The organism is Gimesia chilikensis (genome assembly GCF_008329715.1).
Lineage (GTDB): Bacteria > Planctomycetota > Planctomycetia > Planctomycetales > Planctomycetaceae > Gimesia > Gimesia chilikensis.
Genome location: NZ_VTSR01000001.1, coordinates 330887 through 354607 on the forward strand (window position 1 = coordinate 330887; position 23721 = coordinate 354607).

Annotated in this window: 12 protein-coding genes; 4 read left to right on the plus strand and 8 right to left on the minus strand. The window is 53.0% G+C overall.

The window, feature by feature from the left end; genetic code table 11:
- Nucleotides 1-3 precede the first annotated feature (3 nt).
- Complete coding sequence (locus FYZ48_RS01205; protein ID WP_187781817.1) at nucleotides 4-2562, minus strand: PPC domain-containing protein; 2559 nt, start codon at nucleotides 2560-2562, stop codon at nucleotides 4-6.
- 392 nt (nucleotides 2563-2954) lie between these two features.
- Here FYZ48_RS01205 and FYZ48_RS01210 point away from each other — a divergent pair, with 392 nt between their 5' ends.
- Together FYZ48_RS01210 and FYZ48_RS01215 are read left to right on the plus strand one after the other, a co-directional pair.
- Nucleotides 2955-4331, plus strand: a complete 1377-nt coding sequence (locus FYZ48_RS01210; protein ID WP_149336671.1) for an alkaline phosphatase family protein — start codon at nucleotides 2955-2957, stop codon at nucleotides 4329-4331.
- 67 nt (nucleotides 4332-4398) lie between these two features.
- A complete protein-coding gene (locus tag FYZ48_RS01215) occupies nucleotides 4399-5172 on the plus strand; it encodes an SDR family NAD(P)-dependent oxidoreductase (RefSeq protein WP_149336673.1) in 774 nt (257 codons plus the stop codon).
- Nucleotides 5173-5208: 36 nt separating this feature from the next.
- On the opposite strand, the gene FYZ48_RS01220 is transcribed toward FYZ48_RS01215, so the two are convergent.
- From FYZ48_RS01220 to FYZ48_RS01250, 7 genes are all read right to left on the minus strand, one after another.
- Nucleotides 5209-6615 carry a DUF1501 domain-containing protein gene (locus FYZ48_RS01220; RefSeq protein WP_149336675.1) on the minus strand — a complete coding sequence of 469 codons (1407 nt, stop codon included), beginning with the start codon at nucleotides 6613-6615 and terminating at the stop codon, nucleotides 5209-5211.
- A gap of 15 nt (nucleotides 6616-6630) precedes the next feature.
- Nucleotides 6631-9687, minus strand: coding sequence for a PSD1 and planctomycete cytochrome C domain-containing protein (locus tag FYZ48_RS01225; protein WP_149336677.1), 3057 nt, complete (start codon nucleotides 9685-9687; stop codon nucleotides 6631-6633).
- 298 nt (nucleotides 9688-9985) lie between these two features.
- Complete coding sequence (locus FYZ48_RS01230) at nucleotides 9986-11467, minus strand: DUF1501 domain-containing protein (protein ID WP_198422167.1); 1482 nt, start codon at nucleotides 11465-11467, stop codon at nucleotides 9986-9988.
- A gap of 36 nt (nucleotides 11468-11503) precedes the next feature.
- Nucleotides 11504-14107: a DUF1549 domain-containing protein gene (locus tag FYZ48_RS01235; RefSeq protein WP_187781818.1), complete on the minus strand. Its 2604-nt coding sequence runs from the start codon at nucleotides 14105-14107 to the stop codon at nucleotides 11504-11506.
- A gap of 376 nt (nucleotides 14108-14483) precedes the next feature.
- Nucleotides 14484-15491 (minus strand): Gfo/Idh/MocA family protein, encoded by a 1008-nt coding sequence (locus FYZ48_RS01240; RefSeq protein WP_149336684.1) that lies wholly within the window; start codon nucleotides 15489-15491, stop codon nucleotides 14484-14486.
- A gap of 76 nt (nucleotides 15492-15567) precedes the next feature.
- Complete coding sequence (locus tag FYZ48_RS01245) at nucleotides 15568-16944, minus strand: FAD-dependent oxidoreductase (RefSeq protein WP_149336686.1); 1377 nt, start codon at nucleotides 16942-16944, stop codon at nucleotides 15568-15570.
- A 142-nt stretch (nucleotides 16945-17086) separates the two neighbouring features.
- On the minus strand, nucleotides 17087-18514 hold the full coding sequence (locus FYZ48_RS01250) for a DUF1501 domain-containing protein (protein WP_149336689.1): 1428 nt from the start codon (nucleotides 18512-18514) through the stop codon (nucleotides 17087-17089).
- A 246-nt stretch (nucleotides 18515-18760) separates the two neighbouring features.
- On the opposite strand from FYZ48_RS01250, the gene FYZ48_RS01255 reads away from it, so the two are divergent.
- Together FYZ48_RS01255 and FYZ48_RS01260 are read left to right on the plus strand one after the other, a co-directional pair.
- Nucleotides 18761-21271, plus strand: coding sequence for a DUF1549 and DUF1553 domain-containing protein (locus FYZ48_RS01255; protein WP_149336691.1), 2511 nt, complete (start codon nucleotides 18761-18763; stop codon nucleotides 21269-21271).
- 19 nt (nucleotides 21272-21290) lie between these two features.
- The gene (locus FYZ48_RS01260) at nucleotides 21291-23717 is read left to right on the plus strand and encodes a hypothetical protein (RefSeq protein WP_149336693.1); all 2427 of its coding nucleotides are present in this window, start codon (nucleotides 21291-21293) and stop codon (nucleotides 23715-23717) included.
- Nucleotides 23718-23721 lie beyond the last annotated feature (4 nt).

Sequence of the window (23721 nt, forward strand, 5' to 3'; positions counted from 1 at the left end):
CTCTTATTCAGTTGAATTGGTGATTTCCAGATTCAGGAAACAGCTTCCATGATAGACCGCCTGGTCTTCCACAACACCGACCGCAGACAGACGTATGAAAGGCTGTTTCCCTAGAGGGGCATCCTCATTGGCAATGATCTGCAGTGTCCCCTCTTCGGTCTGTCCGACGAACGTCACGCCCCGCACACGCAGCCCGTCTACCTTGAGAGCAGGGGCTTCCACTTCGGTATGAATTTTACTGATGAAGCCATTAATCCGCCGGGCCGAATATTTCACCTGAATCGTTTCACCGCGGCGGATTTGCCTGGGAGCGTCTGTATCCACGGCGACCACGAACGCAGCCGGTTTCACCTCGAAACTGACAGGATTGCTGAACAGCGTGACCGACGTTTTCTTTTTGGATTCGGGGTTCGTCACCTTCGTCTCTGCCTGAATCGTCAGCGTGTACTGCCCCTCCGGCAAATAAGGTGGCAGGTAAAAACTGAGATAGCCCTTATTTACTCCTGCAGGAATCACGGCACTCTGATTTTGAATCATTTGCGGGAGCCCTATGCCCTGCAGCTTTACCTCCGCCTGATCACTCAGATCGCGCCGATCAACCTGGACCGCCACATCCAGTACCGAGCCGGGTGCATGTCGCAGTTTCATCTCACCAAACAGATCGTGCTTACGGGTTAACTGGGGGTTGGCGGTAATCTTTACCGGCGCTGTGTCAGTAACAGCCAGGGGAATGCCTGTCGTCAGCCGACTAGTGGCGTTCGGTAAGTCCGTTCTGACCAGAGTTCCACCGCTGATTCTCCCGCCCGCGCCCTGTGCAGAACTGACTTTCAGCTGCAGATTTTCAACAAAAGCAGGTGCAGACTCGGAAGCACTGACGGTCAGCAGTGCCCGTTCTGTATGGGGTCCCAGCCAGACATCCGGACACTCAATTCCCGGGGGAAGATTAACAGCACTTACTCGTATGGATTCGGTCATCCCCCGTTTTCTGATGGCATACACATCCAGTAAAGCGCGACCTCCACGCTCAATATTAAGAGAGGCCTGCTTTTGATGGTGTGGGACGACCGCCAGGTGGAACTCCGGTTCCTGCCGTCTGAGACTGAATCGGTACACACGACGCGGGTCATCATCCAGACTACCGCGCAGATTGCGGACCATGATCAGATAGCGTCCATCTTCCGGCACCACCCATTTACCGACAGGGTCGAGATGACTCAGCGAAAACTGCCTGCTCCCGCTGTTACTGATGTGATCCGTAAATCGTGCCAGGACCTTCTGCCCCGCTCCATCCAGCAGGCTGATATCAAGATCCACGGGAGAATGGATCCGCTGTCCCCAGGCCTCGAACCAGAGTACTTCCCCCCGCCGGGCCTGGAAGGCATACCAGTCCTGTTCGTCACCGGCTATCAGCTGACCACTGACTTCGGTGGGATAAGCAAGCTGTTGAGCCGTTTGCGCAGTCTGATGCGTTTCCTGCTCGAGCACGACCGGTAAATCGGTCAGGCTGATTGACTGTGGTGCGTGACCTTCTTCTAACTGAAACGCAAAGCTTTCCAGATCAGTCTGTTCGCTCCCCCTGCGCATGGGAACAAGAGTGTGATCATTGTCTGCTGGAGCTTTGATCGTCAGATCCAGCCGCTCAAGGGCATTACCCACGGTGGGTCTACTCTGATTTAACAGTGGCTGTTCATTACTACTTGCATCCCCCAGCTCAAGCGACCGCCTTGTTGCTTCTAAAGCTGCGTCCTGAGCGAGTTGCTGCTCAGATTTGTTTTTCAGTCGGTTCAGGTTCCAGCCGTAGATTGAAACCGGAGCGGTCTCCCCATATTGCACGACTGCAGGTACGGTAAACAGCATCCGTGGCCCGGTATCGATATCCAGTCGATAAAAATGATTCGGGCTACCGGAATAAATCAGATCAAAGACTTTGACTGCATAACTGCCATCTGCAGGGACTCGAAACGAAATCAGAGGATCATTGCCAAAGAACCCGCGATTGACCGCCAGACGCCTCCCCTGGGAATCAAAGACTTCCAGAATGGGACGCAGGCTTGAATCGATGCGTTCTGCCCGGCACTCCAGGACGACCCGTTGCCCCTGACTGGCCTGAAAATGATAAACATCCACGTCCCCTTTTTGGCTGACGCAGCCATTGATCGACACATCCAGTGAAACAGCTTGTGCTGATTTCAGCTTTTCATTCGGTTCCGTTTCGAGTACTTCAGACCGATTCCCCACAATAAAAGCCCGGGGAGAACTTAAACCGATGCGACAGAGAACACGCAGATCATAGGTGCCAACCGGGACACTGGCAGGGATCGAAACCCGAAACTGATCCTTACTGATTTTCTCTGCAGAGATATCCGGATGACTGCAAATCAGACGGGAAACTTCATCTAACCCGGTGCCAGCGACCTTGAGTTCCAGGCTGCTCCCCTGTTGCCCTCCGCAAGGAAAAACGGAATTCAGAATGGGAGGCGTGGCCGCGGTCAAAACAGATGATACGAGCACCTGAATCAGGAATATGAGCGCAAACAGACTGACTCGACCCGGTCGTTTCACGATACGCTCTTCCCTTAGATTTCTGAAGCATCTTCACATATCCGCCGCTGAGATATGAAAGAATTGGTTTCAGCCTAACTGGCGCGAGTATTTCTATCTCTGGAACAAACATTCCATAAACGTTAGTTTATGCGACAGGGCCATGCTTAGTCAAGGTGCTGATCCAGTTCAAGCGGGTCATTATCGAACAATACCGTTTCAAATGTTCAATCTGAGATGGCAGACTCAACGTGATGTAGAGCCCCATCTAGATCACGACTCCGTTTAATACCAACACGGTTGCATTGCTGTGATGGGGATAACACAATAAATAAAAATCTGCCTCCGCCTGCCTGTTTCCTTTCCATCCTGACAAGCCGGGCAATCTCATTATTCGAACTGGAGTTCTCATCATGCGCGTGATGCTTTTTGCTTTCATTCTGACTGGCACGATACTGTCTTATCTGCCACAAACCTGCGCTGCGGCAGAACCGCATTCGGATCGCTGTGTGGTCCTGGTCAGTGTGGATGGCCTGGCAAATTTTTATCTGGACGATCCCAAAGCAGACATGCCAACTTTACGCAAGCTCGCCCGAGAAGGAGCTCGTGCTCAGGGTATGGTCTGCTCCTTTCCCACTGTCACCTGGCCTAACCATACGACCCTGGTCACTGGTACAACACCGGCTAAACACGGTGTGATCGGCAACAATTACCTCGATCGCAAAAGTGCGACTCCCGTCCCCTTCATTCCAGATCCATTGTTCGACAAAGATCAGATTGTCAAAGTTCCTACCATCTACGACGTAGCCCACCGGGCTGGACTGGTCACCGCCGGCATCATCTGGCCAGCGTCCCGCAATGCCCGGACGCTGGACTGGACCGTACCCGACATGTTTGGCAAAGAAGCCTGGCCTAAGTACGGCACCCAGATCTGGCTGGAAGAACTGCGTCAGGACGGTCTCCCTGTTGACGAACATGGTGCCTGGACTGGTGAAAGCGGCGGAGGTGTCAAACGCGACTGGCTCTATACCCGGATGGCCCGACATCTGTTCCAGAAACATCCGCCTAACCTGCTGGTCATTCACCTGGTTGAAGTCGACCACGTGGAACACAAACATGGCCCCCGCAGCACCGAAGCCTACTGGTCTGTGAGCTACGCCGACGATCGCCTGCGTGATATTGTTGAAGCCATCAAACTTTCCCCACACGCAGATAAAACTACACTCGTTGTGGCCAGCGATCACGGGTTCTTCCCAATCTCAAAAGACATCCGCCCGAATGTGCTCCTCAAACAGGAAGGCCTGATTTCTAAAGATAAAAAGCAGGCTTACTGTCTGTCTCAGGGCGGCGGCTGTATGGTCTATGTACTGGATGACAAGCATCGCGAAGAAACAATCGAAAAACTGCGCAAGAAACTTGCTAAGCTGGAAGGGGTCCAGGCAGTACTCGGTAAAGAGGAATACACAAAACTGGGTCAGCCGACTCCCGCTGAAGACTCGCACGCCCCCGATCTGTGGCTGGCGGCAAAATCCGGTTACTCATTCACCAACAGTGATTCTGGCGATGAAACCGTCGTTCCACGGAAAACACCTGGCGGAACACACGGGTACCTCCCGGACCAGCCAGACATGCTGGCTACTCTGGTGATCTCAGGTTATGGCATTAAACCCGGAACCAACCTGGGCAAAATTCAGAGTCTGGATGTCGCCCCTACAATGGCCCGCCTGCTGGGAGTTGAACTTCCGACGGCTCAGGGAAAGCCATTGATGCCGGCCCTGCTGGACGATTGAGATTCCCGCGCAATCATTCAGGGCTCCTTCTATCCTCAAAAAAAAGTCAATCATTCCAGAGGTAACCATGTCAGCGTCCACCACCCACCCACAAAGATTTGAGAATCGTATCGCCCTGGTAACAGGCGGCTCACGGGGAATCGGGCGGGCCTGCTGCCTGCGTCTGGCGGAAGAAGGGGCCCGCGTTGCCATTAACTATCGCCAGGGAAAGGAAGATGCAGAAGAGACGCTGCAGCAGATTCGGACCGTTGGAGGGACTGGCATGCTCGTTCAGGCCGACGTCTCTTCGAGCGAACAGGTCGACCGGATGGTCAGCGAGATCGAAGCGGAATGGGGGCAGGTGGAACTGCTGGTCAATAACTCCGGCATCTTCAGTTACGAGCCGCATACCGAGTTAACCGAAGAGGCATGGCGGCAGATGCTGGAAGTGAACCTGACAGGGACTTTCCTGGTCACCTGGCGTGTCAGGGAGGGCATGCTGCACCAAAAATTCGGACGGATCGTCAACATGAGTTCCCTCTCCGGACTGATGCCCCGCCCCATGTCGATCGCGTATGCAGTCAGTAAAGCAGGCGTCGTCTCCTTCACCCAGAGCACCGCCGTCGCCTGGGCAGGCGATAACATTCGCGTCAATGCCATCGCCCCAGGACTGATTGACACTGAAATCCTCTCTGGTGTCAATCAGGATGATCTCGAAAAAATCATTCAGGCCACCCCTATCCCACGCATGGGTAAGGCCTCGGAGGTCGCCTCAATGGTCTCTTTTCTGCTCTCTGAAGAAAGCAGCTTTACCACCGGCCAGACCGTGGTCATTAGCGGCGGACGCTGCATGCTACCCTGAACCTGTCCAGCGAACAGTTTCAGGAAGCCTCATGCCTCAGGAGACGATGTCCTTGATCACATGCGCCTCTTCCACACCAGTCAAACGGAAATCGAGTCCCTGAAACCGGTAACTAAACCGCCTGTGGTCAATGCCGAACAAGTGTAGTAAGGTCGCATGAAAATCCCGGACGTGCACGGGATTTTCTGCCGCCGCGTATCCGAATTCATCCGTCGTGCCATAGCTCTTACCGCCCTGAATGGCTCCCCCGCCCAGTACCAGAGAAAACCCTTTGATGTGGTGATCTCGCCCGGATCCCTGGGCCATCGGGGTTCTGCCGAATTCACCACCCCAGACAATCAGCGTGTCATCATAAAGTCCTCGTTGTTTCAAATCGCGAATCAGAGCCGCGGTCGCCTGGTCGACTTCTTTCGCGGTAATCTCAATCGAACGTTTGATCCCGCCATGGTGGTCCCACGCACGGTGGTATAACTGCACGAAACGCACGCCACGTTCGAGCAGTCGTCGTGCGAGCAGGCAGTTGGATGCATAGGTTCCATCGCCTCCTTCTGTCCCGTAAGCTGATAACGTCTCTTTGGTTTCACTCGCCAGATCCATCAGCCCCGGCACACTGGTCTGCATCCGAAATGCCATTTCGTACTGCCCGATCCGGGTGGCGATTTCAGAATCATGCACCAGGTCATCGAAGCTGTGATTCAACTGGTTGACCGTCTGTACGAGCCGCTTCTGCTGCTGCATCGACACACCATCAGGTCGGTTCAGGTAAAGTACTGGTGCCCCCGTCGACTGAAACTGAACCCCCTGGAAGCGTGAAGGTAGAAACCCACTGTGCCATTGACGGGCGGCAATCGGCTGTGCCTGTCCCCCCTTCCCGACGCTGGTCAGCACAACATAACCGGGCAGGTCATCACATTCCTGTCCCAGGCCATACAACAGCCATGACCCCATGCTGGGGCGTCCTGCCTGCGAGGAACCGGTGTTAAATAGCGTATGAGCAGGGTCATGGTTGATCTGATCCGTATACATCGACCGGATAATACATAGATTGTCCGCCACAGATCCAATCTGGGGGAACTGACTACAGATCCGCTGGCCACTTTCGCCAAAACTTTTAAATTCGAATTGCGGAGCAAAGCATTTGAGTTCGCGTCCCTGCAACTGAGCAACCTGCTGCCCCTTCGTCAGAGATTCCGGCATCGGTTTGCCGTGCATCTCGCGTAACGTCGGCTTGTCGTCAAATGTTTCGAGATGAGACGGTCCTCCCGCCATACAGAGATGAATAACCCGTTTAATCCGCGGCGGGAAATGCGGTTTCCCGATCACCCCCTGCCCCAGATCACTGGACTGGGCATCCCGTGATAACAACGACAGTAAAGCCGCCGGCCCGATTCCGAGCGCAGACTGACGCAGAAAACTCCGTCGCGTAACATTCAGATTTGACATGGAGAATTCCTCAGTTTAATAACGTGTGATCATTTCATGCAGGTTCAAAACAGCGCGCGACACACTCGTCCAGGCAGCCAGTTCCGCCTGATCGATTTTCTCAGGGGTTGGATTTAAACCGACAGACAGAATCTCTACTGCCGCCTTCGGCGACTGACGATATGCCTGCAGATCTTCCTCATACAGTCTCTTCAGCAGCTTGATTTCATCCTGCCGTGGTTCCCGCATTAAGGCCTGTTGCATCAGCCACTTCAACTGTGAGTCAAACTGTTTCTCAGGGTATTCCTGAATCACGCGCGTCGCCAGTACCCGGGCCGCTTCCACAAAAGTCGGATCATTTAATAACACCAGGGACTGCAGAGGCGTATTGGATCGGGAACGCTGCGCCGTACATTCTTCACGAGCCGGCGCATCGAAAGCGAGCAGACTGGGATGCAGAAACGTACGTTGCCAGTGCGTATATAAACCCCGGCGATATTGCTGATCTCCCTTGTCCGACTGATAGGTCCGCTTGGGAAAATTCAATTGTGCCCAGTATCCGGCTGGTTGATAAGGTTTGGCACTTTCACCTCCGATTTGCAGATTCAGCAGTCCACTGACCTGCAGAGCATTATCGCGAATCATTTCCGCTTCCAGACGCCAGCGTGACTGACGTGCATACATGCGATTATACGGATCACGCTCTCGTAATGCGGCTGTCCAGGCAGAAGACTGACGATAGGTATGCGAGGTCACCATCAGTCGCACCATGTGCTTGACATCCCAGCCGCTGTCAATAAATTCACAGGCAAGCCAGTCGAGCAGTTCAGGATGGGTCGGCATCTCTCCCTGTGAACCCAGATCATCGACCGTACGAGCCAGCCCCTGTCCGAACAGGAGCATCCACAATCGATTCACAAACGTGCGCGCTACCAGCGGATTCTCGCGCGACGTCATCCAACGTGCCAGATCCAGGCGGGTCGCCCGCTGATTCTCGGGTAAATCAAGCGGAGCTAAAAAGTGCGGTACTCCGGGATCCACAACTTCGCCGGAATCATCCATCCAGTTCCCGCGTGGCAGAACCCGCATGGTACGCGGCGTTGTAGCTGTTGTCGCCAGTGTCGTGACGATCTGATTCTTCAACTGCTCCTGCTGCTGTCTTAATCGAGCCAGTTGTTCACGGCTCTCTTTTAACAGCGGCGTTGATTCACGAAACGCGGTATCCAGTTGTTTTTGCTGTTCGGCAGAACGCGCTTCAGTTTTGACTTTCAGTACTTTCTGGATCTCATCAGACAATGCGAATCCTGATTGAATCACACTCGGATCAGAGGAAATAAACAATCGAAACCGCCCCAGGTTATGCCCGTTCCCATGTCGCTGAATAATACGAATCTGACAGGAAGGAGTCCCTTCTCCCGGTTGTTTCTCACTGGAATCGGCAACCTTCCCTGACAGTAGCAGGTGATTGCGTTTTCCAATTTGCGGTAGAATAGCCCAGCCGGTTCCAGATTCATCAGCGACATTCTGGGGCGTGTGACCATTTTGTGAATGAGCAGCTACCGCTTTCTTCCATTTGACATTCTGCTTCCCCACCATCAATTGCACTGCGTTGACCACGAGGTTCCCATTCCCAGCACGTCCCGGCCCCTTGCGAGGAAGAGAAGGATCAGGCAACAGCTCCAGTTTCAGTGCCACGGGACCTGTGACAGGAATCAGGCTGTCTTTGATTTCCAGCACATATTCATCCTTATCCGGATTCTTGCCACTGGCCAAAATCGAGCCATCTTCGAGCACTTTTAGTTTCGCCCCACCTGTTGAGCTTACTTCCTGAGGCTTGAGCAGTGTCCAGCGATCAAAATCGGCCTGGACCTGTTGTTCCCACTCCTGTCGGGCGGCGGTTAATTCGGTGGTTTCCCGATTATAATTCTGTTCTGCCTGTTTGATTGCAGCCTCTAACTCTTTTGAGAGGCGAGCCTGTTCCTCAGTCGGTACCGGCAATTGTTCGATGTGCCGGGCACCACGGACAATCCCCTGCTCTTTAATGTCCGCAAAAAAAGCAGCGAAGCGATAAAAGTCTTTCGTCGTAAAAGGGTCAAATTTGTGATCGTGGCATTCCGCACACCCGACCGTAGAACCGAGCCAGACGGAGCCCGTCGTACGGACTCGATCGGCAGAATATTTCGCCAGGTATTCCTTAGGTTGCACTCCCCCTTCTCCAGAAGCGCGATTCAACCGGTTATACGTCGAAGCCACCTTCTGCCAGAGGTCAGCTTCAGGCAGCAGGTCCCCTGCCAGTTGCTCAATCGTAAATTGATCGAAGGGTTTATTACTGTTGAATGCGTTGATGACATAATCCCGATACGGGGACACGCTTCTCACCTGATCGCCGTGGTAACCCAGCGTATCTGCATAACGGACCAGATCCAGCCAGTAGAGTGCCAGTCGCTCACCATAATGGGGAGAATCCAGATAGTCATTCACAAGTTTTTCGTACGCCACGTCTCCTGGATGCGCAGGATAGGCTGCTACCACCGACGGATCGGGAGGCAGTCCGGTTAGATCAAAAGAGAGGCGGCGGACCAGTGTTCTCGGCTCCGCCTCAGGCGAAGGAGCAAACCCATTGTCCTTGAGTTGTTGCTGGATGAAAGCGTCAATCGGATGCAGATTCTGCTTCTCTTTCAGCTCAGGCACTGCAGGCTTTACCAGGGGTGTCAGGGACCAGTGCCGCTGGTAGGCTGCCCCCTGATTGATCCACTTCCGCAGCAGCTCAATTTCAGCCTTACTCAGTGGCTTGCCATGCTCAGCCGGGGGCATCACCAGACTTTCATCGCTGGCAGTGATACGGTGGATCAGTTCGCTCTCATCGGCCTTACCGGCGACTATCGCCCGCGTTCCTCCCAGGTCACGCAGTGCAGAATCACGATCATCCAGACGCAGATCGGCTTCCCGTGTTTTCTCATCCGGGCCATGGCAGGCAAAGCATTTGTCCGAAAGTATCGGTCTGATATCCCGATTGAACTGTATCGGGATCTCCCCCCAGACGGGCCTGATGATCAGGCAGAAACAGAAAACAGACGCGAGCCCGAGTCTCATTGATTACCTCTCCCACACAGGACGAACACCCTGGGCTGCTCTCTCAGCTGTAACTCGTGCTTGAGGATTCTGAGCTCATTCTTTCCGGTAGAAATCAGGAGGGCATGAGTCTGCAGAAGTTACAGCTGACTAAAGGAATTCAGGCAGGCAAGGATGCTGATCTGGACATTAGTAAAACAAACGAAACAGCATTAAACCTATAGTGTAGGTTGTGCTCAGACCACCTGCAAGCAGATCTCGTCAATCTGGCGACGTATGCTCTCTCGGGAAGCAAGCGTAACCAGGAACGGGGCTCGTCTTAACTGATAATGTCGTGGATTACTTCACCATAATCCCGTTCCAGACGCTGTCTGCCGGGATAGTTGAGCCGGGTCGTATCCAGGCCCATCTGATGTAATACCGTGGCATGCAGGTCGGTCACATAGTGCCTGTCTTCAACAGCGTGGAACCCAAGTTCATCTGTCGAACCATGAATGTGCCCGCCTTTAATTCCACCACCGGCCATCGCCACGCTGAATCCATGCGGGTGATGATCGCGGCCTGTTCCCTGGACAGTGCTGTTCCCATTACGGTGTTCTGCACCAGGGGTTCGTCCGAATTCAGAGCCGATCACAATCATGGTCTCATCCAGCAGGCCACGCTGTTTGAGGTCTTTAATCAGACCGGCAATTGGCTGATCGACCTGGGCCGAAAGCTGCGAATGCAGGCGTTTAATATCGCGATGAGAATCCCAGGCACCAGCATTACCACGGTAGCCATGGAACAGTTGAATAAACCGCACGCCACGTTCGGTCAGACGCCGGGCCGCCAGACATTTCTCACCGAAGCTTTTGGTGGTTGACTGATTCAGACCATACAGTTCCTGCACATGCTGTGATTCTTCTTCAAAAGCCATGACTTCGGGAACAGCGGACTGCATCTGGAATGCCAGTTCGTATGATTTGATCCGTGCTTTCAGGTTTTTGTCATCCGGGTATTGAATTCCGGCGTGTCGGTTCAGTTTCCCCAGCAGGCCGAACATTTCCTGTTGTTCCGAAGGAGTCATTGAATCATCGGCAGACCGCACAAACGAGAGCGGATCTTTCGGATCCACTTCCATCCGAACACCCGCATGTTCCGGCCCTAAATAAGAGGATCCGTGTGTCCAGGCGGCACCACAACAGTCAGCACTTGGGTTCCCCAGCACGACATAATGCGGCAGATTCTGGTTAGCCGTTCCCAGACCGTAACTGACCCAGGAGCCCACGGTCGGAAAAGCACCTTCCGTAATTTTGCGGCCGGTATGATAAGTCAGCTGAGCACCATGGTTATTGTCGATCGTCCACATGGAACGGACTAAGGTCAGGTCGTCCGCGCAGGTCCCCAGATGCGGGAACCAGTCGCTGATTTCCAGACCACTTTCGCCATATTTTTTAAAGCCTGTCTGCAAAGGCATAATGGCTTTGAACACTTCACGCTTCTGCTTGGACGGGTCAAGCAGGATCTTATTGATCTTGTCCTTATTCAACACAGATTCTGCATAGGGAGTTTCATCGATCGACTTCCCGGCGTATTTATTGAGAGCTGGTTTCGGATCGAAACTTTCCAGGTGACTGAGACCACCAATCAGAAAGATCCAGATCACCGACTTGGCGCGCGGCACCATGTGCGGAACCAGTCCCGCTTCTGCAGCCTGCAGTTCGCCTTCCTGAAACAGAAGCGAAGAGAGCGCCATGCCCGTCATTCCCATGCCGGTGTCGTTTAAAAACGTGCGACGGTTCATCTGGGGTGAATTAAACATTCTATTACTTTCCAATCCCATTCCGGTCAGGATTCATCAGCGAATCGTGACAAAATCATTATGGTTGAATAATACGGTAATCAGTTTTTGATACTGCTCTCTGGTCGGCTGACTACCCTCTGCTTTGACAGACGCCATCAGAAAATCCCGACAGAGCTGATGTTCAACTTCATCCGGCCGACGCGAGAGAATTCGCAGGTAAGCCTCCTCGATAAATGCGTCCATGTCTCCGGTGGTCGTCTCTTCAATCTGAGACGCCAGGGCTTCACTTGCCAGGAAAGTCAGCTTACTGTTGGCCAGCGCCAGTGCCTGATGCGGTTGCACACTCGTCTCCCGCATATAACACTCAGAAACACTGGGACCATCAAAGATCTGTACGAACTCAACCAGCTTTTCATGTGCGTGCCGGAGGTAAATACTCTTGCGACGAGAATCCTGGGCCTGGTGGTTATCAATGTCCGCCCCCCCCATCTCAGCGTCGAGTCGACCGGGAATGTAGAGCAGGTTATCCCGCACGATTTCCCCTTCCATCCGGCGTGCTGATTTTTTCCAGAGGAAAAGATTATCGGGGTCGATCGCATGGTTCTCGGGGGCACCAGTCCCTGCCATCCGATAAGTTGAACTGGTAACGATCAACCGGTGCATCTCCTTCATGCTCCACTCCCGGTCCATGAATTCCGCTGCCAGCCAGTCCAGTAACGCAGGATGAGTCGGTTCACGACCGTTTCCGCCGTACTCATTGACGGTTGGCACAATCGGCTGACCAAAATGCCGCAACCAGATATGATTCATCGCCACACGGGCCGTTAACGGATTTTGACGTTCGGTCAACCAGCGGGCAAACGCCAGACGACGCCCGGTGCTGCTTTCCGGATACTTGGACTGTTTACGCGGTGTATATTTCGTTGTCAGCTTTTCTTTGGTTGCATCCTCTGCTTTTTTGAGTTGAGTTTCTGCTGCCTTGTGAGCCTGTTCCGCTTTTTTCAACTGCTGCTTCGCTTTGCTGATACTCGATTTTTTCTTTCCTTTCTCAGCTTTCTTGAGCGCCGCAGCGGCCTGCTCCTGTTGCTTGATAGCAGAGGTTAATACCCATTGTGCCTCTTCAACGGCAGCCTCACGCTGCAACTTCACCAGATTCTGTGCTGCCGTTTTCCAGGCATCCGATTTTTTATCACCGGCGACTTCCATCGCTTCGATGGCAAACTGGGCTTCCAGGACTGCTAGTGCACTTTCAGCAGCAGCCCGCTGTTCCGGTGCTTTGGCCTGCTCCATAGTCCCTTTGGCCTGATCGAGCAGATCTTGCTTGACGAACTCGCGCCGGGCAGGCTGACTGGCCACCAGCGGCAGTGAGACCGGCTCGACTTCATATTTCCCTCCCAGGAATTCAGGGACTCCCGGCGGAATACTTTTGTCTTTTACCGGACGTCGCTCGTCACCGGCTTCCAGAAACCAGGTCTTCGACGTCAAGGAACGATCGTAGGCGCGAGGAATCCCGTTTTTAGAGACATCCAGTACACCTTCCACACGGTCCGTACGAACGTGATACGGTTCGAAAATAGCCCGCATCTGATAGTATTCAGTCTGTTTGATCGGATCATACATGTGATCGTGGCATTTCGCACAACCGACGGTAATTCCCAGGAATGCCTGCGACGTATGTTTCACGACGTCATCCATCCACTGGTCACGTTCCGCGTGGTAATTGCGTGCCAGGAAACCGGTTGCCCGGAGTGCATCCCAGTCATCCGGCTTCAGTTCGTCTGCTGCCAGCATCTCGGTCAGCATCTGATCGTAAGATTTGTCGGCATTGAGCGATTCAATAATCCAGTCCCGCCAGTGCCAGATATGTCGCTGGCTCACACGCAGGGCATCCTTGTAACCGGCCCAGTCACTATAACGCCAGACGTCCATCCAGTGCCGCCCCCAACGCTCGCCGTAAGCGGGGTGATTCAACAGGTGATCAACGACCGCTTCATAGGCCTTGTCGTTCGTCTTAGCCTCATCCAGAAACGCGCGGATTTCCTCAGGTGTCGGATTCAAGCCAATCAAGTCGAGATAAACCCGCCGCAGTAAAACTTCTGGACTGGCTTCCGCAGCACGTTTCAGACCTTTCTGCTCGTGGCCGGCAGCAATGAAATGATCGATAGGATTCCGGGACCAGTTTAGGTCGGCTACCACCGGAACTTCTGGACGATGAACGGGTTTAAAGGGCTTCCAGGCATAGCGGTTCTGGAATTCGTTAAACTCTGCCGTCAGTTGTTCCAGTTTTTTCTTCGAGTCGGCAGCCGGGAATTTCGTTTTATCACCAGGCGCGGTACCGCTGAGTACTTCCTGAAGATTTGTGAAGCCATCACCGTCGGCATCCTGATCGGCGATCAGTTTCAGTCGCAGAGCCAGATCAGTGTCTTGATTTTGCTCCAGCAGTTTGTCTGCCGTTTCACGCAGCTGATTCCCGAAGGGATTGTGCGGAAAATCTTCCAGGGATTCAGCACCTTCTGCATGATCACGCACATGACAGGTACCACAGGAATTCAGCCCCTGTGCCAGGTACTTGCCAAAGTAGCGGACAAATGCCTGCCGATTAGCCGGGTTGGCCTGGGCCGGTGCTGCCAGCGTGACAGCTGATATGAGAACCAGCAAACTGAGAATTCGTCTATTCATATCAATCATACAATTACCATCGGTGTTCTAACTGGAAAGAACCAGAAAAATCACAGTGAAAATGTGTGTGTTAAATTTGAGGCTGCAAGTATTTAAAACTTACACATCAGGAGAGAATTCAGGCGAGAAAACTCGTATCTCACTCAGTGAGATAAAATCAAAGTCAGATTAACGAGCATTTAATATATAATACTAAGATATTTGCGAAAAATCCAGTAGAATCTTGCCAGAGAGACGACCTGCCCCGCTTTTTTGGGCTCATATCTGGATGTTTGTTTCGATCTGAACCCGATCAGGTAACGCGAAGTGCATAACCGGTATGACCCCAATACCTGTCCGTCAGGGTCGTGGCAGATCAAAATGTAATGACCGTCCCTGTCCGTGCAGACTCCGTTGCCGCTTCCATCCAGGCGACAGCGGCAGCAGATTCAGCGGGTGTAATCCGTTGAGGTGGTTCTCCCTTGCGGACGCAGTTGGCAAAATAGCGCAACTCTTCCTTTAACACTCCAAAATAATTCCCCAGGGGACGGGGCCAGTACATGGTATCAGGCAGTTTCACCCCCTGCGCATCGTGTATCGCCAGGCCCGCCTCACCACAGTTGATGTAGAGTGCCCCCTCCGTGCCGATGATTTCCATGCGGGCATCAATCGTAAACGGTGTGGATTCCGGCAAATGCCAGACTGACTCAACGACAGCGACCGCACCACTGTCCAGCCGGGCAATCGACCAGCCTGCATCCGGATATTTGTTCTTGCCGGGATGGACTTCCTGAGCATAGACCGTGGAGACATTTGCCTGACCGAACCAGAGCATCAGATCCGCGTCATGGATTCCGTCTCCCATCAATGCCGAAATATCATCGAGCACCGTTTCACCAATGGCCTTCGACAGATTGCGCCGGGCGTGCATCGAAATAATATTTCCAATCCGTCCCTCTTCAATTGCCTGCTTCGCGATTGTTACCCGGGGATCAAACCGGCAGATGTGCCCCACCATGAATAATCCGTCTGACTGAGCGGCTGCTTCCAGAATCAACTCGCAGTCCGCCAGTGTTGGTGCCATCGGTTTTTCGAGCAATACATGCTTACCACTCCGCAAGGCATCAATAGCGATTTCACGGTGATCATGAATGTGGGTGGTAATACTCACCACATCGATATCAGGATCGGCCAGCAATTCGTGATAGTCCGTGTAGCGCTTCGAGACGTTCAGCCGGTCAGCCACTTCCTTCAAGCGATCTGGCCTGCGAGTGCAGAGTGCGGCCAATTCAATATCCGGCATCTCTGCCAGATTATCGGCATGAACTTCACCAAACCATCCCAGTCCTATCACGCCCCATCGAACCGCCTTTGACTGACTCACGGGTTACCTCGCTTCCTGGTTTTACTGTTGATTCAAAAGTCACACTCAGTGGCATTCGGTTGTCCTGTGGCCGAACTCAGACGATGGCTCCCTGCTCGCTTAATGTCGTTCTTAACTGATCGATATCCACGTCGCGCGGGGCCACTCCCTGCTTGATTGCCAGGCTCGCAGCGGTTCCCGCGGCCTGACCGGTTGCATAACAGGGAGGAATCACTCTCGCAGATGCAGCCCCTTCGTGATCCGCAGATATCGGACGGCCGGCCACCAGCAGGTTCTCCACATTGCGCGGCACCAGGCAGCGATAGGGAATTTCATAATGATCGGCGTGAATCCCCTCCAGCCTTCCCCGGGGGCCCTGGGGATCGTGAATGTCAATTGGATAGGAACACTGCGCGATGGAATCCTCGAACTTCCGCCCTTCGAGCACATCTGCCCCATTCAGCACATAGTCACCCAGAATGTGACGTGTTTCCCTCACCCCCACTTGAGTTCCCGTGGCCAGTAATTGTGCATTTTCCAGGCCGGGACAATGGGATCGGAAAAATCGAATCAGTTCCCACGCCTGACGCCGACTCTCAATTTCCGCCCGGGACAGGTCATCGGGGTTCGTTCCGTCCACGTTCTGGACGCGGGTTGTGTTGACCCGCCATTGCCCCGGAGTCGGCTCACGATAAATATTCAGAAACTCGCGTTCCAGCGTCCAGTCACCGCTTTCCCGGGCTTGTTTGACAATACATTCAAACAGCCGCTCCCCGGGATGCAGAACTTCATGCTCCTTCATCCAGGCAATCACGCGTTCGTCATCGACATTGCCAATCGTCAGAAACAGCGTCACCGGCATCATTTTGCCGTCCGCCTTTCGCCCCACTTCAAAGGGGGCTCCGGCTTTGGCAGCAATATCGCCATCGCCGGAGGTATCAATCACAGTTCGCGCCCGCAAAAGTCCCAGGCCGGCCTTATCGAGAATCACGATTCCGTCAATCTGCTGATCTCGCATTACCACATCGACAAACGAGGTATGAAACCGGATCCGTGCCCCTGCCTCACAGACCATTTCCAGGGCCGCCATTTTCAGTGCTTCGACACTAAAGGGAGTCACATTGGCATGTCCGAGATCAATAAAAGAAGCCCAGGCAGAACCGGCTTCTGTCGTAGAGGGATCGACGGCCCCGCCCATCTGGACCATTTTATCGATGACTTCCTGAAAGATACCGGCCACCAGTTGCCGCTTCCCATCAGGCGTGTATGAGGTCATGAAGGGACCGACCATACCCGCCGTCGATGTACCTCCCAGGAAACCATAGCGTTCGACCAGCACAGTGGACGCTCCATTCCGGGCAGCGGCAGTCGCTGCAGCCACACCAGCCGAGCCACCACCGATCACAGCCACATCGACTGTCTCGCGGAGCGGAATCTCCCATGTTTGCGTAATTGAATCAGACGACTGCGACATCACGTACTATCCCTTCGAGAGTTTTTGAATAACTACGATAGCAGTGAGCTCTCAGGGTCGCAATCTAGCAACAGGGTCAGTGGAAGGGCGCACCTTCCCTCTGATTTAAATACATAAGTGCAACAGAACGCTCACTGGCTGCTCAGGCAGAGACTGGCTGCAGTTCGCGTATCGGCTTTCCGAAGGGCAGAATGGGAACCGGACGCCCCTGCAGATCGTGCAGGATATGCTCATGATCGATACCCAGGTGCCGATAAACGGTGGCCCAGAGATCGTTCGGAGTCAGTCGGCGTTCCACCGGATATTCCCCTTTCGGGTTGGTTGCGCCGATCACCTGACCGGTCTGCATCCCACCTCCGGAAACCAGTACTGACATCGCTTTTGGCCAGTGATCTCGACCGGGTTGCATGACACCAGTCTGAGTTCCCCGCTGAACTGAAAGCTTTGGAGTCCGCCCAAACTCGCCCGTCACTACCAGCAGAACTCGTCGGTCGAGTCCCCGTTGATAGAGGTCTTCGATCAGAGCAGAAACGGCCTGGTCATAGGGTGGCAGTCGCCATTCGCAGTCCTTGAAGAGATGTGCATTCACAGCATGGGAGTCCCAGTTATATGCTGCCGTCTTGGGAGTCTTACTCCCCGGGAAAGGATGTTCCCAGACCATGGTGACAAACCTGACGCCTGACTCGACCAGACGCCGACCTAAGACAGCCCGTTGACCGTACGCATTCCAGCCATATCGATCACGGACCTCTTTGGGTTCTTGTGAAAGGTCAAAAGCCCGACGGACTTTTTCACTGGTCAACATATCGATAGCCTGACGGTTAAAACTGTCCATGGCTTCCATCGAACCACTTTTGTCAACATCACGGCGGAAATTATCGATCCCCTTCAGCATGGCAATTCGGTCGTCGAGACGCGTTTCCATCGCTGATTTCACGCCGATATTCTGTACTTTGAAATCGGGATCGCTGGGGTTGCCGGCTACCATAAATGGAGTTGAAGATGGTCCCAGATAAGCGGGCCCCATGGCAAAGGTATCAATGGACGCACGGGAAGAGTCAACCTCAGTCACACAGACCGGCATTTCATTCCCCGGTTGCTCCAGCATTTTCTTCACAATTGTATTTACAGCTGGGGCGTCATTAATAGTTCCCACTGGAGTTGCGGGAATTCGGCCGGTCATGAGACGTTTATGACCGCCACCATGATCGGCGAACTCATGATGAATCGAGCGGATCAACGTAAACTTGTCTGCAATTTTCGCATGCTGTGGTAGCATCTGGCAGACGTCGAGACCGGGAACATTAGTATGAATTGGTGAATATTCCCCACGGTACTCAACTGGTGCCCCCGGCTTCATATCATATGTTTCCATATGAGGGGGGCCCCCCGGCAACCAGACGAAAATCACGGCCGTATCATCAGTTGCGTTTCCTGCAGAACTGGCAAGCGCCTGCTGACGGAGCAAATCCGTCATACCCAGACCAAGCATACCTGCCCCACCGATTTCCAGGAAGGTGCGACGTTTCATCGGTCCTGCACAACGCTGATTTCTGGATTTGGCACTCATGAATTCATCATCCCGATCGAAATATTGCCGTCTGAGCATTTTCTTAACAAGTACGCATCAACGTATTGTAATGTATATTGCATCGTTTAGAATAGAAATTCAAGTTCAATTTAATTTCAGATTCTCCCGGAATTCATTCTAAAACTGACTGTCATCCCCTAAATACTGATTGGCAGACCAGTTAAAGAGCTATTCACAGAGTCAGTCCGGGTGAAACTCCAGATTCCAGATATCTTGGGAAAATCGATGAAATTGAGGCAATATACACTGCTGATTGTTTTATTCGCAGGCATCCTCTTAGGGAGGCTGGAGAAATCTTCCCATGCGGCTGAATTGGAAGTCTATTTGCCGAATCAGGACCAGGGGATTGAATTATCAGATCCCGATGCCCGACAGCAATTAATAATCACACACAAAGACCAGTCGGGTTCCATAAGCGATGTCACGCGGAGTGTGAAATATCAGGTTGAACCACAGGGAATCGTAGTGGTCAGCCCCACCGGATATGTCAGCCCCCTGTCCAACGGGTCTGCTACCATTACCGCCTCTCTGGATTCGAAACGTTCCCTCAAAATCCCGGTACGCGTTTCTTCGTTCGAACAGCGTCGTCCGGTCAGCTTCTACAATGATGTCATCCCTCAACTCACGCGGGGTGGTTGTAACAGTGGCGCCTGTCATGGCACACCTTCCGGGAAAAACAACTTCCATTTGTCATTACTGGGTTTTGAACCGGGCAATGACTTCGAGTACATCACGAAAGAATCTCTCGGACGCCGGATTAACCCGGCAGCACCAGAAACCAGTCTCTTGTTACAAAAAGCAGCTGGAACAGTACCCCACGGTGGAGGAAGTCGGTTCAAGGCGGATGGAGCAGAAATCAGACTGATCGCCCGCTGGATCCGCGAAGGGATGCGGTATGATCCGGAAAAAGAAGCGAAGGTGACGCACATCGAAATATTTCCTCAAGTCCGCGTCCTGCCCAAACAGGCTACCCAGCAACTGGTCGTCACTGCTTATTTCTCCGATGGGACGAAACGGGACATTACACGTCTGGCGGAATTCAAACCAAACCAGCCTAAGATGGCAGCAACCGACGAGCATGGACTGGTGACATTAAAGGACCAGACCGGCACAACATCGGTCATGATCCGTTTTCAGGAACAGGTCGCCGTTTTCATGACGACCATTCCTCTTGGCCAGCCCACGCCTGACTTGCCGACACCTGAGAACTTTATCGACCAGCATGTTTTTGCGAAGCTGAAAGTGCTGGGGCTTCCCCCTTCAGAACGATGCGATGATTCCACCTTTCTCCGCAGGGTGACTCTGGATATCACCGGTCGGATTCCCACTTTGGAGCAGACACAATCTTTTCTGGTTGATCAGGGTCCCGATAAACGGGCGCGTAAGATTAACGAACTCTTGGACAGTTCCGGCTACGCAGATCTGTTCGCGTCTAAATGGGCCGGCGTATTACGTAACAAGGCTGGCGGAAATCTGGAACAGGTCGCCCGGGAGACTTTCGGCTTTCATGCCTGGATCCGCACCAGTCTGGCCATGAATAAGCCTTATGACGAATTCGTGACAGAGCTGATTACAGCCCGAGGCAAGCCAGGGACCAATCCTGCCGTCTCCTGGTACCGAGCCGTCAAAGATCCCAAAGATCAGATGTCAGACATTGCCCAGGTTTTCCTGGGAGTCCGCATTCAATGTGCTCAGTGCCACCATCACCCCTATGAAAAATGGAGTCAGGACGATTTCTACGGGTTTCAGGCCTTCTTCAATACACTGGGACGCAAAGAAGTATATAAGCTGCCGGAAGACGACATCGTTTACCACAAACGAATCGTCGCGGTTGCCAAAAACCCGAATACCAATCGGGAACTCAAACCAACGCCCCTGGATGGAGCAGCCCTGGACATCCCTGCTGAACGGGATCCGCGTATCGATCTGGCTAACTGGGTCACAGATCCCGAAAACCCCTTCTTTGCCAAAATGCTGGTGAACCGTTACTGGAAACATTTTTTTGGTCGAGGTCTGGTTGAACCGGAAGATGACATTCGGATCACAAATCCAGCTACGCACCCTGAACTGTTGAATGAGCTGGCAGACACATTCGTCAAATCGAATTATGACCTGAAAGCGATCTGCCGTACCATCTGTAACAGCCGAACTTATCAACTCAGCTCTTTTCCGAATCAGTACAATCAAAATGATGAGCAGAATTACGCGCGCTACTATCCTCGACGGCTCCCAGCAGAGATGATGCTGGATGCGATGAATGATGTCGCGGGGGCGAAGAACAATTTCAATCACCAGCCGGTCGGAGTTCGGGCAGTCGCCTTACCCGATGATTCAGCCAACGTCGAGTCATTTTTCTTGCGGGTCTTCGGTCGGCCGCAGATGGACACGGCCTGTGAATGTGAGCGCACCGCCAATGCGGATCTGGCACAAAGCCTGCATCTGATCAACTCCGATACGATCCAACAGATTCTTTCCGCCTCTGACGGCCAGGCAGTCCAGTTGGCCCGTGACAAAAACAGGGACGATCAGACACGCATCAAAGAGCTGTATCTGCATGCTCTTTCGCGATCTCCCAATGAAAATGAACTTGAGACTGGGCTGGCTCATCTGCAGAAAAAACGGAATCAGTCGAAGGCAGATCCCAACAAATTATCTCTCGAACAGGCTGAGAAACAGGCTTATGAAGATATTATCTGGGTGATCATCAATACCAAAGAGTTCCTGTTCAACCATTAACAGTTACTGTGAAGCAAATATGAAAACCAGCACCAGGTTCATTCCTGCACTTTGTCCGTTGCTCTTCCTGCTGTTGAGTAGTCTGCACTCGCAATATGTGGAAGCCCAGCTACCCACGGCAGACCTGAGGCAGTTGCGTCCCTTTGCAGCCCCAGCAGGGAAGACCATCGAAGTCAGCATCATTGGTTCCAACCTGGATGACGCATCCGAACTGCGATTCTCCCATCCAGGTATCACAGCGAAACCGGTAATGCTGCCTGCTGATGAATTTCATCCGGCCCCTCGGCCGCAGGGATCCCGCTTTGCAGTTTCCGTATCCGCTGAAGTTCCTCCTGGTATCTACGAGGCACGCGTCGTTTCTTATTTTGGTCTTTCGACAGCGCGCCCATTTGTAGTGGCTGAGGCTGATAGCCGAGAAGTTGCGGAAACAGGAAATCATGCAACCCGCGAATCAGCCATGCCGGTGAATGTCAATTCCGTGATCTCTGGTGATGTCCCCTCCCGCGGAATCGACTGGTATCAGCTGAAGATAAAAGCGGGAGAGCAGATTCTGGTAGAACTGCTGGCACAGCGTATCGACTCACGCCTGGATGGCCAGATCATTGTTTACGATTCTGAAGGTCGCGAAATCACCCGCAACCGCGACTGGTTCGGCCGGGATTCGTTTGTCGAAATCCAGCCCAAACAGGATGCCACTTACTATTTGGCGATTTCTGACATTCTCTACCGTGGGGGCTCAGAACATTTTTATCGTCTGAAGATTTCTAATCGCCCTCACATTGATTTCATTTATCCGCCCGCCGGTGAGCCGGGTTCCACACAGACTTACACCGTATATGGTCGCAACCTTCCCGGAGGCAGTTACGGAAAATCTGCGGAGCTCAACGGTCACAAGCTGGAATCGGTGGAGTTGGAATTCACACTCCCTGATGTAGCAGGCCCCGCTGGTAGTTTTCAACCGGGTAAACCACGCCAGGGGCTGCTGGATGGTTTTGATTTTCAGCTGGAGAATTCTAACAGAGTCAAGGTCGGTTATGCGACAGCCCCAATAACTCAGGAGCAAGCCCATCTGGATCGGCAGAATGTTTCCATCCCGACAGAAATCGCTGGACGATTCGATCAGCCGAATGACGAAGATCAGTTTGTCTTTCGTGCAGAGAAAGGGAAAACCTATTGGATTGAAGCGATTGCAGACCGGATGGCATCTCAGGTAGATCCGTTACTGATCGTGCAACAATTGACCCGCTCCCCTGCTGGTGAAGTCAGCGTGAAGACAGTGACCGAAAATGACGACCTGGCTTCCTATTTCAGCCCCCACAATAAAAATGCGATTAACCTCGACACAAATGACGCAGCGGTCTCGTTCGTCGCAGAACAGGATGGGGAGTACATGGTGACGATCGTCAATCAGTTTGGAGGAGGCAGCGCAAAAGATCTTTATCGTCTGGCGATTCGAGAACCCAAGCCTGACTTTCATCTGATCGCGACCACAGAACGCCCGCTGCCGACCAATCGTACGGGTTACTCTGTCACCCCCCTGCTCCGACGAGGGGCCAACTGGGGAGTGCGGATTGTCGCTCCCCGTCAGGATGGCTTTACAGGAGATATCGTTGTAACGGCGGAGAACCTTCCCAACGGTGTCACTGCTCAGCCTCTGACGCTCAGTGGAAAGACCGACCATGGAATTCTGATCCTCTCTGCAGATGAATCAGCCAAGACATGGGCTGGTGAAATCCAGATTAAAGGAACTGCCCAGATCAATGGCCAACCAGTGGTGAAAGAAGCACAGTTTGCGTCCCTGATCTGGGGCCACATCTTTGCCGATGCGATTCGTGTTCGCTCCCGACTCACCACAAGCATGCCTCTGGCAGTGAATGAACATGAGACGGCGCCCGTCATCATTTCCCCAGCAGAGGATAAAGAGTGGACTGTTGAATTGAATCAGAAACTGGAGATTCCCATCAAGCTGACCGGTAACGGAAATCGAACGGGTAACCTGACGATAGAGCCGCACGAACTGTTTGGGATCCAGCGCAATCCTCCTACCGTAAATATCGGAGAGAAAGACACAGAAGGCAAGCTGGTCATCGATTTCAGGCCCAACGGGAATTTCAAAGCAGAGCCGGGACGATATCAGTTTGCACTGCTGGGTGTGGGTGTAACACAGTATCGCCAGAATCTGCCAGCCAGTCAGGCTGCGAAAGCCGAACTGGAGCGACTTGAAAAACTGGTCGCGCAGCTCAAGGCCGATGTTGAGTCCAGCAAAGGGCAAGCAGACAAAGCCAAAGCAGCCTCTGACAAACTGGCTCGCGCTGAGAAACTCGTAGAACAAGCAGCCCGATCAGCAAAATCCGCAGAAGCAAAGTCAGCTCCTGCCAATACGAAATTCGCAGCCTGGTCGAAACTGATCACAGTTAATGTCGTCGAACCGGCAAAGAAGAAATAAGTTT

Bases quoted from the DNA above. Each gene is read 5' to 3' on its own strand.
- FYZ48_RS01210 (WP_149336671.1), top strand. From the start codon at position 2,955: ATGCGCGTGATGCTTTTTGCTTTCATTCTGACTGGCACGATACTGTCT.
- FYZ48_RS01215 (WP_149336673.1), top strand. From the start codon at position 4,399: ATGTCAGCGTCCACCACCCACCCACAAAGATTTGAGAATCGTATCGCC.
- FYZ48_RS01220 (WP_149336675.1), bottom strand. From the start codon at position 6,615: ATGTCAAATCTGAATGTTACGCGACGGAGTTTTCTGCGTCAGTCTGCG.
- FYZ48_RS01225 (WP_149336677.1), bottom strand. From the start codon at position 9,687: ATGAGACTCGGGCTCGCGTCTGTTTTCTGTTTCTGCCTGATCATCAGG.
- FYZ48_RS01230 (WP_198422167.1), bottom strand. From the start codon at position 11,467: ATGTTTAATTCACCCCAGATGAACCGTCGCACGTTTTTAAACGACACC.
- FYZ48_RS01245 (WP_149336686.1), bottom strand. From the start codon at position 16,944: ATGTCGCAGTCGTCTGATTCAATTACGCAAACATGGGAGATTCCGCTC.
- FYZ48_RS01250 (WP_149336689.1), bottom strand. From the start codon at position 18,514: ATGAGTGCCAAATCCAGAAATCAGCGTTGTGCAGGACCGATGAAACGT.
- FYZ48_RS01255 (WP_149336691.1), top strand. From the start codon at position 18,761: ATGAAATTGAGGCAATATACACTGCTGATTGTTTTATTCGCAGGCATC.
- FYZ48_RS01260 (WP_149336693.1), top strand. From the start codon at position 21,291: ATGAAAACCAGCACCAGGTTCATTCCTGCACTTTGTCCGTTGCTCTTC.